The 12,864-nt window shown below is 64.3% G+C and carries 9 protein-coding genes; 2 read left to right on the top strand and 7 right to left on the bottom strand.

All coding sequences use genetic code 11. The features are described 5' to 3' along the window. The first annotated feature begins 10 nt into the window (after nt 1-10). Nucleotides 11-613 carry a YceI family protein gene (locus tag ACP15W_RS04540; RefSeq protein WP_424931669.1) on the top strand — a complete coding sequence of 201 codons (603 nt, stop codon included), beginning with the start codon at nt 11-13 and terminating at the stop codon, nt 611-613. A gap of 356 nt (nt 614-969) precedes the next feature. On the opposite strand, the gene ACP15W_RS04535 is transcribed toward ACP15W_RS04540, so the two are convergent. The 7 genes from ACP15W_RS04535 to ACP15W_RS04505 all read right to left on the bottom strand — a co-directional run bounded on the left by ACP15W_RS04535 (nt 970) and on the right by ACP15W_RS04505 (nt 10,702). Next, nucleotides 970-1,206 carry a twin-arginine translocation signal domain-containing protein gene (locus ACP15W_RS04535; RefSeq protein ID WP_424931668.1) on the bottom strand — a complete coding sequence of 79 codons (237 nt, stop codon included), beginning with the start codon at nt 1,204-1,206 and terminating at the stop codon, nt 970-972. Nucleotides 1,207-1,395: 189 nt separating this feature from the next. Then, the gene (locus ACP15W_RS04530; protein WP_424931667.1) at nt 1,396-2,106 is read right to left on the bottom strand and encodes a ZinT family metal-binding protein; all 711 of its coding nucleotides are present in this window, start codon (nt 2,104-2,106) and stop codon (nt 1,396-1,398) included. Between the two features lie 176 nt (nt 2,107-2,282). Further along, nucleotides 2,283-3,548 carry an OpgC family protein gene (locus ACP15W_RS04525; protein ID WP_424931666.1) on the bottom strand — a complete coding sequence of 422 codons (1,266 nt, stop codon included), beginning with the start codon at nt 3,546-3,548 and terminating at the stop codon, nt 2,283-2,285. Nucleotides 3,549-3,835: 287 nt separating this feature from the next. After that, nucleotides 3,836-4,738, bottom strand: coding sequence for a glycosyltransferase family A protein (locus ACP15W_RS04520; protein WP_424931665.1), 903 nt, complete (start codon nt 4,736-4,738; stop codon nt 3,836-3,838). Nucleotides 4,739-4,777: 39 nt separating this feature from the next. Beyond that, complete coding sequence (gene trpE, locus ACP15W_RS04515; protein ID WP_424931664.1) at nt 4,778-6,292, bottom strand: anthranilate synthase component I; 1,515 nt, start codon at nt 6,290-6,292, stop codon at nt 4,778-4,780. 22 nt (nt 6,293-6,314) lie between these two features. Next, nucleotides 6,315-8,183, bottom strand: a complete 1,869-nt coding sequence (locus tag ACP15W_RS04510; RefSeq protein ID WP_424931663.1) for a SurA N-terminal domain-containing protein — start codon at nt 8,181-8,183, stop codon at nt 6,315-6,317. A gap of 302 nt (nt 8,184-8,485) precedes the next feature. Then, nucleotides 8,486-10,702: a response regulator gene (locus ACP15W_RS04505; protein WP_424931662.1), complete on the bottom strand. Its 2,217-nt coding sequence runs from the start codon at nt 10,700-10,702 to the stop codon at nt 8,486-8,488. A gap of 207 nt (nt 10,703-10,909) precedes the next feature. Here ACP15W_RS04505 and ACP15W_RS04500 point away from each other — a divergent pair, with 207 nt between their 5' ends. Further along, complete coding sequence (locus ACP15W_RS04500) at nt 10,910-12,739, top strand: ABC-F family ATP-binding cassette domain-containing protein (RefSeq protein WP_424931661.1); 1,830 nt, start codon at nt 10,910-10,912, stop codon at nt 12,737-12,739. Nucleotides 12,740-12,864 lie beyond the last annotated feature (125 nt).

The raw sequence follows: 12,864 nt of genomic DNA, 5'->3' as shown, positions 1-12,864 counted from the left end.
GGAGAGCCCCATGCTTGAAACCCGATTTCTTCACCCGATCCAGACAGCCGGCCTCGTGGCGGCGCTGGCCCTGCCGACCGCGCTGGCCGCCGAACCGGCCACCTATGATCTCGACCCCGAGCATGCGGTCGCGGCCTTCACGGTGATGCACGCGGGCTATGCCAAGGTCCTGGGGCGGTTCTCGGACATCGAGGGGGAGTTTACCTTCGACCCGGAAACCCGCGAGGTGAGCAATGTCTCCGCCCGCATCGGCGCGGCAAGCGTCGATACCGGCCAGGCGGCTCGGGACGAACACGTGCGCTCCGCCGATTTCCTCGATGCCGAGGCCAATCCCGACATCACCTTCACCGCAACCGATGCGACCGCGCTTTCGGAGACATCCGGTACCCTTGCCGGGGAGCTGACGATTCGGGGGGTCACCCAGCCCGTCGAGCTTTCAGTGACGCTCAATCAGGTCGCGGACTACCCCTGCTGCCACGAGAAGGAAACGGTGGGTATTTCCGCAAGCACCATGATCAAGCGCAGCGACTTCGGAAGCACCTATGCCCTGCCGGTCTTCGTCGGCGACGATGTCGATATCATCCTCGAGTTCGAGGCGATCAAGCGCGACTGAAGACCGGGCCCCGCGGCTCCGCTTGAACCGATACGCCCGCCCCTGCCCTGATCGCACCCGATCAGGGGCGCGGTAGTGTGGAACCGGGAGCGCGCCGGCTCCTCGCATCGGGTCGTGCGAATGTAGGGGGGCGGCAGAAACCCTTGCCCCCTCGTCTTGATCCGCGCTTTACACACGAAGAGACCCGGTCCAGCCGGGAGGGCGGCTGATGGACCGGGTCTGACCTGGCTATGATGGTTGCGGCGCTGGAAAGCGATCCGGCGGCCTGAAGGACGCCGCCGGCTCGCCTGCTGTCAGTCGCTCACTCCACGATCAAGGGTGCAAGACTGGCGAAGATATTGCCCCCTTCGGTGGTCTTATCGGCGAAGGAAGCTCCAGAAGGAGTTCTTCGACTTCGAGGACCGGCGCGATTTCTTCGGCAGCAGGTTCTTCTTCCGACCCAGGCCCTTTCCGGGCTTCCCGCGCTTCTTGCAGCTTCCGGCCTCGGCTTCTTCCGGGATCATCGTCACTGCGGCGGCAACCGGAATAGCGGCTGCAAAAACACCGGCCTTGCGAAGAAAACCACGGCGGGAAAGATCTACATTGTCACTCATTGTAAGCACCCCAGCTTGAACTATTGGGCGCGAATTTGATTAGATTTTGCTCTAAAGGCAATATTGCATGGAGTTAATGGTTAACTACTGAAACTGTTGCCAAAATTGCCAGAATTTCTCCCAAACCACCCCCTCCAGCAGGGCGCAGTACCGGGCATGTCCCGATACCGCATGAGGGGGTCTCTTGCCTCAGTGGGCCGTCATCTCTTCCACGATCTGCTCACCATCAAACGAGGCCGGGTAATAGGTCGGCCAGTTCGTCACTTCCTCGAGGAGCGCCGCCCGATCATCGCCCCAGTAGAGGTGATAATGACCGGCCTTCTGCGGCGCGATGATGTGGTCGCTGAACTGGATGAAGGCCGGTGCGTCCGCATCCCCCTCGGCCTTGGCGAAGATGTAGCGCACGCCGCGATTGCCCGATTCGTAGGTCAGGATCTCGTAGCCGTCCGAGGCATAATGCCCCTCCACGAACCCGTCGTCGGCATAGAAGCGGACCACATCGCCCGTAATCTCGATCCGGTCCACATCCGTCTCGTAGCCGGTCTCATAGTAGGCGCGATATTCTGCGGCCGTCTTCTCGCCATGCGCGGCCTTGTGGGCCATCACCGGATCGAGCGTTCCGTCTACCAGCAGGGGATAGACCGACTGCCAGTCGCCTTCCCAGTCGCTCAGCTCGCGCGGCTCGATCCAGTCGTCCTCGAACTCGCCACGATAGATCGCTGCGGGATCGCGGGTTTCCCCATCCGCAGCAGTGTGGTCATGCTCGTGGTCATGCCCATGGCCATGCGCATGAGCATGCGCGGATTCGGCCTTGGTCTCCTGCGCCTGCACCAGTCCGCCAAGGCATACCATTGCCCCCAGCGCCACCGCACCCGCGCATCTCGTCCAGGATACCTGCATTCTCTGCCCCTCTTCAGCCTTCGCGCACCGGCAACCTGCCAAGCGCACATAATGTTATAACGTAACACCCACTAGCCGAGCCCTGGCAGGCTCGCAACGAGAATCCGCCCGGAAAAAGCCGAACCGCCCGCGCACTCGCGGTGCACGGGCGGCTGCAGATGACAGGTCTTCGGAGCTCAGATGGTGGCCGGTTGCGCCGCCTCGCGCGGCGGTTCATGGGCATGAGCATGCACCACCCGCTTCTGGCGCCAGGGATGCCCCTTCACCCAAGCCACGAGATAGGCCTCGCCGGTGAGCAGCAGGATGCCCACGATGTTCACCAGCGCGATCATCGGCGAATACCGCCCCAGCACGTCGAGCGCCGCGCCCATGTACTGGGCAAGCAGCATCGAAAAGATGAAGACCGCCAGGGATTGCTGGCCCACGGTGGTGATGATCCGCAGAAGCCGCATCCAGATCCGGCCCAGCACCCCCTCGCGGGCGGCCACGAGCCGCTTTCCGCCCTCGCCTGCGGCCACCCAGACCACATAGGCCAGCGCCAGAAAATGCAGGAACCGCAGGATGCCGAACGTCGTCTTGGCCCGGAAGGGATACATGCCGGGATAGACCTCCTTGCTCCACTCGGCGGCAGCGGGCGAAACCAGCGAAAGCCAGTTCACCACCTTCGCCGAGGAAAAGGGGGTCGTGAGCACGAGATAGGCGATGGCGATGCCGATCAGCAGCTTGCTCACAGGTGGTCGCGGCAGCCAGCCGCTCATGAAGGCAAAGCCGGTGAAGAAGATCAGCTGCCACCCAAACGGGTTGAAGAACCACTCCCGGTCCGACCAGGGCTCCGCCGGAAGCTTCAGATACCCGAAATTCGCCACCAGCCAGAGCCCGATGCTCACCGCGAAGACCAGCCGCACATCGAACCGCGCCAGGATCATGACGAACGGCATCATGGCGAGGATCACCAGATACATCGGCAGGATGTCGAAATAGTTCGGCACATAGGTCAGGGTGAACATCCCCACGAGCTGCTGCGCCGTATCGTCGAAGAATCTCGTGAGGTTGAGACGCTTGATGTAGGAAATCTCGTGTTCGCCGATCGAGTCGAACAGCGCCATCGACATGGCGATGAAGAAGAACAGCCCGATATGCGCCCAGTAGACCTGCCAGATGCGGAAGAGCGTGCGTGCCGTGCCCATGAACCAGCCCGCCCGGCGGAAGGTGGCGCCGAAGGCAATGGCCGAGGCCATGCCCGAACAGAAAACGAAGATCTCCGTCGCGTCCGAAAAGCCGAAGCGTCCCGGTATCCAGCCCGCCCACTTGTTCGAGGGAACATGCGAGATCAGGATGATATACATCGCCAGTCCGCGGAAGAAGTCGAGCCTCGGATCACGCGGACGGGGGACCGTCGCAGCCGCGTCGGGCCCGGATGCGGATTGGGTACCGTGCGCCATCAGCACACCTCCCTCATTGCGGATCGCGCGATCCTGCGGGTGCACGCGCGCTGGCACTGGACTACCCTACTCATTCGACACAAACCCTCCATGCCCCGCCGGACAACCGTTCCACGACTTATACGCACCGAGATATGCGAGAGTTTCCTGAACCCAGATCAAGAAACCCAAAAGAAATGAACGAAGAATTTGTGGCTCTGACCGAAAACGGCTCGGAATTCAAGCCCTGCGTTCTTAACGAAGACGCCGATGACAACACGCTTGCGCTACCGGCGTCGCGTCGAAAACTACTCGCTTTTGCGCAGATGGAACCGCGCCGCGCCGATTGCCCGCTTCGGATGAACCATGGTCGCCCGCCCGATATAGTAGAGATTGCCGAGCGGCGCGCCGTTGTTGCGCGAGAAGCGCGCCGAGAGCATGTCCGCATTGAAACGGATCGTCTTGAGGAATGAGGGGCCGTAATTCTGCAGATGCGGCCAGTATTTGCGGAAGATGAGCGCATTGCAGGCCCGGATCTCGCCCGCATTCCGCCCCACGTCGGACTTGTGGTAGCGGCACAGCGCCCCGGCGCGCCGCGGCACGACCATCTCGCCACCCGCCAGGACGAAGCGGATGAAATAGTCGAGATCCTGCAAGCGCGGCAGCCGCTCGTCGAACCGCCCGGCAATGCGGAAGGCCTCCCGCGTGCCGAGCAGCGTCCAGAGATAGGCCCTGAGCTTCTGGCCCAGCATCAGCTCGCGCAACTGCCGTCCGCCATCGGTCTGCTGCTCGACCAGCCGTGCGCGCCGCCCCTCCCACTGCCAGTCGTAGTGGCAGGTGACCCAAAGGCGATCCACATCGACCCCGTTGTAGCGCATCCGGTTGATGTGCTCGAACTGCTTCCGGAGCTTGTCGGGATACCAGACATCGCCCGCATCGAGCCAGGACACGAACGGGCTGTCGACCGCATCCAGAAGCCGGTTGCGGGTGTAGGGCCGGCCCCGGTTGATCGGGTTGCGCTCGACCGTCACCTCATGCGGAAACGCCTCCGCCTGCGCCTCGACCTCCCGGAAATATTCGGGCTCCGAGCCGTCATCCACGATCACGACGCGCATGTCGCCGGTCCAGGTCTGCTCGTCGATCGAGGCCAGCGAGATCCGCAACCCTTCCGGATCGCGGTAATGCGGCACGAGAATGTCGAGGCTGGCCATAATCAGTTTCCCTAAGATGCAGTGCCGCGCGACCCCGGCCTAGTTTCCGCCCCCGCGGGGCCCGACGAACTGGATGGCCTCCTCGGCGGCCTGAAAGAGCGCCTTGGACTTGTTGACCGTCTCCTGATACTCGGCCTCCGGCGTGCTGTCGTAGACCACACCGCCGCCCGCCTGCACATAGAGCGTGCCGTCCTTCACCACCGCCGTGCGGAGCGCGATGCAGATATCCATGTCGCCGCTCGCGGAGAAATAGCCCACACCGCCGCCATAGACGCCGCGCTTCTCGCTCTCGAGCTCGTCGATGATCTCCATTGCGCGCACCTTCGGCGCGCCCGAGACCGTTCCCGCCGGCAGACCCGCGAGCAGCGCCGAAAGCGCATCCTCGCCCTCGGCCAGTTCCCCGTTCACGTTCGAGACGATGTGCATCACGTGGCTGTAGCGCTCGATGACGAACTTCTCGTTCGGGTCCACCGTGCCGATCTTGGCCACACGCCCCACATCGTTGCGCCCCAGGTCGAGCAGCATCAGATGCTCGGCGCATTCCTTCGCATCGCCCAGCAGATCCTTCTCGAGCGCCAGATCCTCCTCCGGCGTCGCACCGCGCGGCCGCGTTCCCGCAATGGGGCGGATCGTCACGCGCGGGCCCTGCACCTGCACCAGGATCTCCGGGCTCGCCCCGATCACCTGGAAGCCGCCGAAATTGAAGTAGAACATGTAGGGCGACGGGTTGGTCCGGCGCAGCGCCCGATAGAGCGAGAAGGGCGGCAGGTTGAATGGCGCCGCCCAGCGCTGGGAGGGCACCACCTGGAAGATATCGCCCGCGACGATATACTCCTTCGCCGTCTCGACGATCTCGCGATAGCGCTCGAAACTCGTGTTCGAAACCCGCTCGCCAAGCCCCGCCGTCTCCGGCGCACCGGCTGCGGCCAGCGGTGTGCGGTCAAGCTCGCGCACCGCATCCATCACCCGTTCCGCCGCCTGCGCATAGGCCGCCCGCGCCGTGAGACCCGAATTCGCCCAGGCCGGCGAGATCACCGTCACCTCGCCCTTCACGCCATCGACGATCAGCACCACCGAGGGGCGCATCATCACCGCGTCCGCCAGCCCCAGCGGGTCCGGGTTCACGTCCGGCAGATGCTCCACCAGCCGGATCATGTCGTAGCCGAGATAACCGAACAGCCCCGCGGCCATCGGGGGCAGATCATCGGGCAGATCGATGCGGGATTCCGCGATCAGCGCGCGCAGGCTGTCGAGCGGATGCCCCTCCTCCTCGACCCAGGCGCGGTCGTCGAAACGCGCCTGCCGGTTGATCCGCGCGGTCTCGCCATTGCACTGCCAGATCAGGTCCGGCTTCATGCCCATGATCGAATAGCGCCCGCGCACTTCGCCGCCGGTGACCGATTCCAGAAGGAAGCTGTTGGCCCGCGCCTCGGTGAGCTTGAGCATCAGCGAAACCGGCGTGTCCAGATCGGCGATCAGCCGGGCCCAGACCACCTGGTTGCGCCCGGCATCGTATCCGGCCTCGAAATCGGCAAACTCGGGAAACAGCTTCATCACGAAACCCTTGGCACCATGCTCACTGGAACTGCTCGAGGGTCGCGTCGATCACCTCCTGGTTCAGCCGCACACCCACATCGTCGCGGATCGCCCCGACCAGCGCCATGCGCAGGTCCTCCTGAACCTGAGCGTCGAGCTGTGCGGCCACCTCGTCGCGGAAGGCCAGAAGTTCGCCCTCCCCGCCGTCATAAGGCAGGATCTCCGTCACATGCGCGACCGCCACGGTTCCATCGCCCTCGGACGAGGCGACACCGCCCTCTTCCGCCTCGAAGACCGCCTCCACGAGCCCCGCCGGTGCGCCTGCCGGCACCTCGTCCGAGCGGGCCATCGGTCCGGCCGTGAACACGTCGAGTTCCCGTCCCTCCGCAACCTCGGCCAGCGGCGTTCCGGCTTCCAGTTCCGCCACCAGGGCCTCCGCTTCGGCACCGAGCGCCGCGCGCAGCCGCTCCGCCCGGAGATCGTCCGCGACACGCGTGCGCACCTCGTCGAGCGACAGCGGCGAGGCAGGGTCGGTGCCCTCAAGACGCAGCGTCACGAAGGACCCGTCCTCGAGTTCCACCAGATCGGTCTCCTCGGCTTCCCGCGCATCGGCGAGCGCCTCGCGGAAATTCGGGTCGGTGGCGATGGGTCCGGTGCTTTCGCTGCTCACCTCTGTTTCGCCGAGTTCCATGATCGTTTCATCGGCGATCTCCTCGAGCGTCGCCCCACCCGCGATCAGATCCTCGATATGCGGCAGATCGTCGCGGATGCTGATCTCCGCCTCGTCAAGCGCACGCTCCTGCCGGATGTCCTCGCGGGCCTCCTCGAAGGGCGTCACCTGCGCTTCGAAGATCGCGTTCACCCGGTAGAGCGAGGGCCCCAGCGGCGAAGGCGCAGGTCCGACCACCCCCGGTTCCGTGATGCCGAAGACGATCTCGCGCGCCTCCGCCAGCAGCCGGTCCGCGGGCACGAGGCCCATGTCCATATCGGCCGCCACGAGCCCGCGCTGCCCGGCGATATCGTCGAAGGTCGCCTCGCCCGCCTCGATGCGCGCCATGGCGTCCTCGGCTTCGGCCTCGGTGCCGAACCCGATCCGCTCCAGAAGCCGCCGCTCGGGCACCTCGAAGCGGGAGCGCTCGGCCTCGTAGACCGCGCGCAGCTCGTCCTCCGGCAACTCCAGCGCCTGCGCCAGCGCCTCGGGCGACGCGATGGCATAGGACACCCGCTGGGTTTCGGGCTTCATGTAGCGGTCCTGGTTTTCTTCGTGGAAGGCTTCGAGCTCGGCCTCATCGGCCTCGGCCAGCGGCTCGATGAGATCGACCTCGCTCAGCATCACCCAGTCGAAGCTGCGCTCCTCGCCCACATAGGCCGTCAGGGCATCCGCGGCCGCTCCGGGCATCGCGGCGCTCGAGATCACGCTGTTGAGGAAGATCGAGCGTGCCACGTCCTCCCGGATCGAGGTCTCGAAATCCGCGGTGTTGGTTCCGATCCGGTTCAGCGCGTTGAGATAGGCCTCCCGGCTGAAACCGTCCGCGGTCCGAAAGGCGCTGATCTGCTGAAGCTGCTCGCGTATGGCCGCGTCTCCGACCGAGATGCCGAGCCGCTTGGCCTCGCCGTCGAGGGCTGCATTGTTCACCAGCCGCAGAAGCGTCACCCGGTCGATCCCGAAGGCCCGCGCCTGCTCCATGGTGAAGCTCTGGCCGGTCTGCGCCGTCAGGTTCCGCATATCCTGGTCAAGCGCCTGGGCGTATTCCTCTGCCGGAACCCGCTCTTCCCCGACCCGCGCGACGTCCTGGCTCGACAGGCCGCCACTCGTGCCGATCCCGAACCCGGCCAGACCGATGATCAGCAGCCCCACGATGATCCAGACGAAGACGCTGGAGCGTTTGGATCGGAAAATATTGAGCATCGAGGGGCCATTCCTCCGCGGAAACCGTTCATTGGCTTCTATGCTCTGACCATGCGGGAGACAAGGGCGGGTCACGCACCGTTCCGGCATCGCCCTCCGGGCCGTTGCAAGGCGCCATCTCGGGCATGGCCCGCTCCGCCGCCCGTCCGCGCAACGGCCAGGTCGGATGCCCCATGATGTCCGGTTTGCCTTTCGCCGGGTCGAAGGGCCGCGCACCCCCGAGCCATACTTTCAGCCATATCGAAGCCATACGGTTTCCATACCGATTCCATACGCGGATTTCGGCAGGTTCCGGGCCCGAATCAGCTGCTGTTGAGCGACGAGCGCAGAACCCGCGCCAGATCCCCCGCGGTGCAGGGTTTCTGGATCCACGGCCCCGCCACGGACCCTACATTATTGCCCTCGAGGCCAGCATACCCCGACATGTAGACGACAGGCACGTCCGGCTGGCGATCACGCAGTTCGCGGGCCAGCTCGTAGCCATCGAGGCTTCCCGGCATCACGATGTCGGTGAGCAGCAGATCGAACTCCGCCCCGTCATCGATGACCCGAAGCGCCTCCGCCCCGGAACTCGCTGATATGTAACGATAACCCAGGGATGTGACCACGTCCTCCAGCATCCGCAGAAGCCCTTCGTCGTCCTCCACCAGCAGCAATCTCTCGGCCTGCCCCAGGGGTGTCGGAAGCCGCGTCTGCACCTCCCCCGCCGCACCGAGATCCGCACCCCGCGGAATGAGCATCCGCACGGTCGTCCCGAGCTTGGGCTCTGAATAGACACGCATTTCTCCGCCCGACTGCTGCACGAAGCCGTAGACGATGGAGAGCCCCAGGCCCGACCCCATGTTCTGTCCCTTGGTGGTGAAGAACGGATCGATGGCCCGGCGCTTCACTTCGCTCGACATGCCCGGACCGTTGTCCGTGACCGAGATCTCGATGAAGCGCTGGCTCTTCTGGAACTGGGTCCGCATCGGCGTCGTGCTCGGCTCGATCGCCCCATCCGGTCCCGGCGTGATCCCCGGGTCCGCGATCAGCGGCCTGTCGATGGCACGCGCGGCGACCTTGATCCGGTTCCCCATCCCGGACTGTCGGATCGCATCCCGGCTGTTAAGTATCAGGTTTAGAAGGGAATTTTCAAGTTGACCCGGATCGCAGAAGATCATGAGCTCCTCTTCCGGGCATTCGATCTCGATCTCTATGGTCGCCTCTATGGCCGGCCGCGCGAGGCTTTCGATCTCGGACAGAACCTCGCGAACCGGCCTTGATTGCGCGATGCCCGGTTGTTGACGTGCAAACGCCAGAAGCCGCCGTGCCAAGTCCGAGCCGCGCCCGACGGAGCGTCGCGCGCGCGTCAGCCAATCGCGCGCCTTGTCCGGCAGCGGGTCGGAGAGCGAAAGCTCGATCGCATACATGATCGAGGCGAGTATGTTATTGAAATCGTGAGCAATACCGCCCGTGAGCTGCCCCAGCGCGTCGAGCCGCCCTGCGCGTTCGAACTTCTGGCGGTTGACCTCCTGCTCGGTCACGTCCTCGAAGATCAGCACCAGCCGGATCTCGACATCCGGGTAGAGCGCCTGCGATCCTGGCTCCACATGGCGCGCCGAAACCCTCAGGTAGCGTGTGCCGGCCTGAAGCGGCACCTTGATCGCCACGATCTCGCCGCGAAACGCCTCGCCCGCCAGCGCCCGCAGAACCGGATGCGCCTTGTCGTCGAGCGGATTGAGATCCTCCGCATTGAGAAACACCCCATCGCTCTTCCACGGAAACGGGGGAATGCCCGCCGGCAACCCGAGCATTTGGCGCGCCACGTCATTCGCAAGGACGACCTGCTCACGCACGTCCACCGCCACGACGCCGTTTGTCGAGGTCTCAAGCACCATCTGGAGCCGTGCGTTGACGAGTTCGACCGAGTCCAGACTGGCCTGCTCCCTGCGGCGCAGAACCATGAATGTGGCGATTCCAGCCCCAAGCAGCAGAGCGTTGAACGCCGCGGTCACGATACTCAGCCGGAACAGCCGAAGCTCGACGGCCGCGATGCGCACAGTGATGTCCTCCCGCGCCTGCGCCACGAGCGAGACAAGCGCCACAACCGCCAGATCGTCGGGCGTACGCACCAGGTCGTCGAGTTCCCGCGCCGGGAGGCTGAGAGGCGCGGTCCGTTCGAGAACCGCGACCATCTCCCTGTATTGCTCGAGCGCCGAGCGGACCGGTCCGAGGTCGATCTCGGCTCCGGCCGCGGCCATCCTGCCTTCGATCCGATCAAGGACCACCAGGGCCTCGGTCAGATGATCCTGCGCGGACGCGAGGTAGACCGGCTCGTCCGGGCGCAGAACAGCGTTCTTGAAATTGTGGATGAAACCGCCATAGCCCGTGGTTCGCTCGAACGCGATCATGTCCTCGTAGAGCGCGGCATTCTCGGTAAACAGCAGCGATTCTTCACGTCGCAGGTCCAGGAACATCGTCCAGAAAGCGCCAAACCCGAGGACGAGAAGGAAGGCAATCAGGATAAGCCATCGCTTCAAAGACCGGTTGGCCTCCTTCGTCCGATGATTCTCAAGGGTTTGAAACATTCAACCTCCCCGTCGCGGCGGCTCTACAAAGACTTGTTTTCAACCAAAAACTGAAACCGTGTTCTCGATAGTCATATTGCGATCTTCTTCGCGAGGGAAACAACAATCGATTTCTGCTCATGGTTGACGCCGCAGCGTGCGAGCATTACCCCGCGCGACATGGCGGAGCCCCCTTTCCTGACACTGTCCGACGTGAGCCTGACCTTCGGAGGCAACCCGCTTCTCGAGGGTGCCTCGCTCGTTGTCCACCCCCAGGACCGTATCGCGCTTGTCGGGCGCAACGGCTCGGGCAAATCCACCTTGATGAAGATGATGGCGGGCCTCGCTCAGCCTGACAGCGGCGAGAGGTTCCTGCAACCGGGTCGTGCCGTGGGCTACATGGCCCAGGACCCGGACTTCGGCGGTTTCAAGACCCTAGGGGACTTCGCCGGCGCAACACTCGATGCCGCCGAGCAGTGGCGCGCCGAGATCGCGCTCGAAGGACTGAAACTCGACCCGACGCTCGATCCCGCGCGCGCATCCGGGGGCGAACGACGCCGTGCGGCGCTGGCTCGGATCCTTGCCGAAGCGCCGGACCTGATGCTGCTCGACGAGCCGACAAACCATCTCGACATCGAAGCGATTGCCTGGCTCGAAGCCCACCTGCGCGAAAGCCGCGCCGCTTTCGTCTGCGTCAGCCATGACCGTGCTTTCCTGCGCAACCTGACCAATCGCATCCTCTGGGTGGATCGTGGCGAGGTCCGCCGGTTGGAGCGCGGCTTCGCGGCGTTCGAGGAATGGCGCGACAAGACCTTCGAGGAAGAGGATATTGCCCGCCACAAGCTCAACCGGCTGATCAAGGCTGAGGCCCGCTGGGCTGTCGAGGGCATTTCAGCCCGGCGCAAGCGCAACCAGGGCCGCGTGCGCCGCCTCGCCGCCCTGCGTGAGGAGCGCCACTCGCAGATCCAGCGCAGTGGCACCGCGAAGATGGAATTCGATGGGGGCCCGACATCCGGAAAGCTGGTGGTCGAGGCGAAAGGCATTGCAAAGAGTTTCGGCGAGCGCCGGATCGTCAAGGATTTCTCGATCAAGGTGCAGCGCGGCGACCGGCTGGCCCTCGTAGGTCCGAATGGCGCGGGCAAGACCACGCTACTCAAGATGCTGACGGGCGAGATCACGCCCGATGAGGGGAGCGTCCGCCTCGGGACCAATCTCGAAATGGCCGTATTTGACCAGAACCGCGCCGCGCTCGATCCGGAGGCCAGCCTTTGGGACACGCTCAACGGTGACAGCGAGATCGGCGTCTCGGGTCGGTCCGACCAGGTTATGGTGCGAGGGCGGCCGCGCCATGTAGTGGGCTATCTCAAGGATTTCCTGTTCGACGAGACCCAGGCCCGTGGCCCGGTTTCTGCACTGTCGGGCGGCGAGAAGGCCCGCCTCCTGCTTGCCCGGCTGATGGCGCGTGAAACGAACCTGCTTGTGCTCGACGAGCCGACAAACGATCTCGATGTCGAGACGCTGGATCTGCTGGAAGAATTGATCGCCGACTATGAGGGCACTGTGCTGCTCGTGAGCCACGATCGCGACTTTATCGACCGGATCGCCACCATGACGATCGCGATGGAGGGCGACAGTCGCGCAACGCTCTATGCGGGCGGCTGGACGGACTACATCGCCCAGCGCGGGGAGCGCGAGGCGCCGTCCCGTCCATCCGCACCAAAGAAATCCGCGCCTTCTGCGCCCAAACCGAAGCCGCCGGCACAGAAACAGGGTGGTCTCAGTTTCACCCAGGCCCACCGGCTTGAGGAACTGCCCGAGGTGATGGACCGGCTTACGGCTGAAATCGGCAAGCTCGAGGGGCTTCTGGCGGATCCGGAGCTATATGCGCGCGAGCCCATCAAGTTCGAAAAGGCCACGGCGGCTCTCACGCAACGTCAGAGCGCCTTGGCCGAAGCCGAGGAAGAGTGGCTCGAACTCGAGGCGCTGCGCGAAGCCGCAAAGGAAAAGTAGGCCAACGGGCCTCGTCCTGGCATCGGGCTTTCCACACCAATACGAGCATCGCTATCACCTGCTTGCGACTTATGCGCGCAAGAGGCTTGATCTGCGTGGTATCCTAGCTACAATCTCTGGAATAC

This window comes from Amaricoccus macauensis (assembly GCF_049800915.1).
Lineage (GTDB): Bacteria > Pseudomonadota > Alphaproteobacteria > Rhodobacterales > Rhodobacteraceae > Amaricoccus > Amaricoccus macauensis_A.
Note: the sequence above shows the minus strand (reverse complement) of the source record. Positions and strands in the feature narration are given on the sequence as shown.

What these genes read in the sequence shown, in the direction of transcription:
- ACP15W_RS04540 (WP_424931669.1), top strand. Translation starts at nt 11, where the DNA reads ATGCTTGAAACCCGATTTCTTCACCCGATCCAGACAGCCGGCCTCGTG.
- ACP15W_RS04535 (WP_424931668.1), bottom strand. Translation starts at nt 1,206, where the DNA reads ATGAGTGACAATGTAGATCTTTCCCGCCGTGGTTTTCTTCGCAAGGCC.
- ACP15W_RS04530 (WP_424931667.1), bottom strand. Translation starts at nt 2,106, where the DNA reads ATGCAGGTATCCTGGACGAGATGCGCGGGTGCGGTGGCGCTGGGGGCA.
- ACP15W_RS04525 (WP_424931666.1), bottom strand. Translation starts at nt 3,548, where the DNA reads ATGGCGCACGGTACCCAATCCGCATCCGGGCCCGACGCGGCTGCGACG.
- ACP15W_RS04520 (WP_424931665.1), bottom strand. Translation starts at nt 4,738, where the DNA reads ATGGCCAGCCTCGACATTCTCGTGCCGCATTACCGCGATCCGGAAGGG.
- trpE (WP_424931664.1), bottom strand. Translation starts at nt 6,292, where the DNA reads ATGAAGCTGTTTCCCGAGTTTGCCGATTTCGAGGCCGGATACGATGCC.
- ACP15W_RS04510 (WP_424931663.1), bottom strand. Translation starts at nt 8,183, where the DNA reads ATGCTCAATATTTTCCGATCCAAACGCTCCAGCGTCTTCGTCTGGATC.
- ACP15W_RS04500 (WP_424931661.1), top strand. Translation starts at nt 10,910, where the DNA reads ATGGCGGAGCCCCCTTTCCTGACACTGTCCGACGTGAGCCTGACCTTC.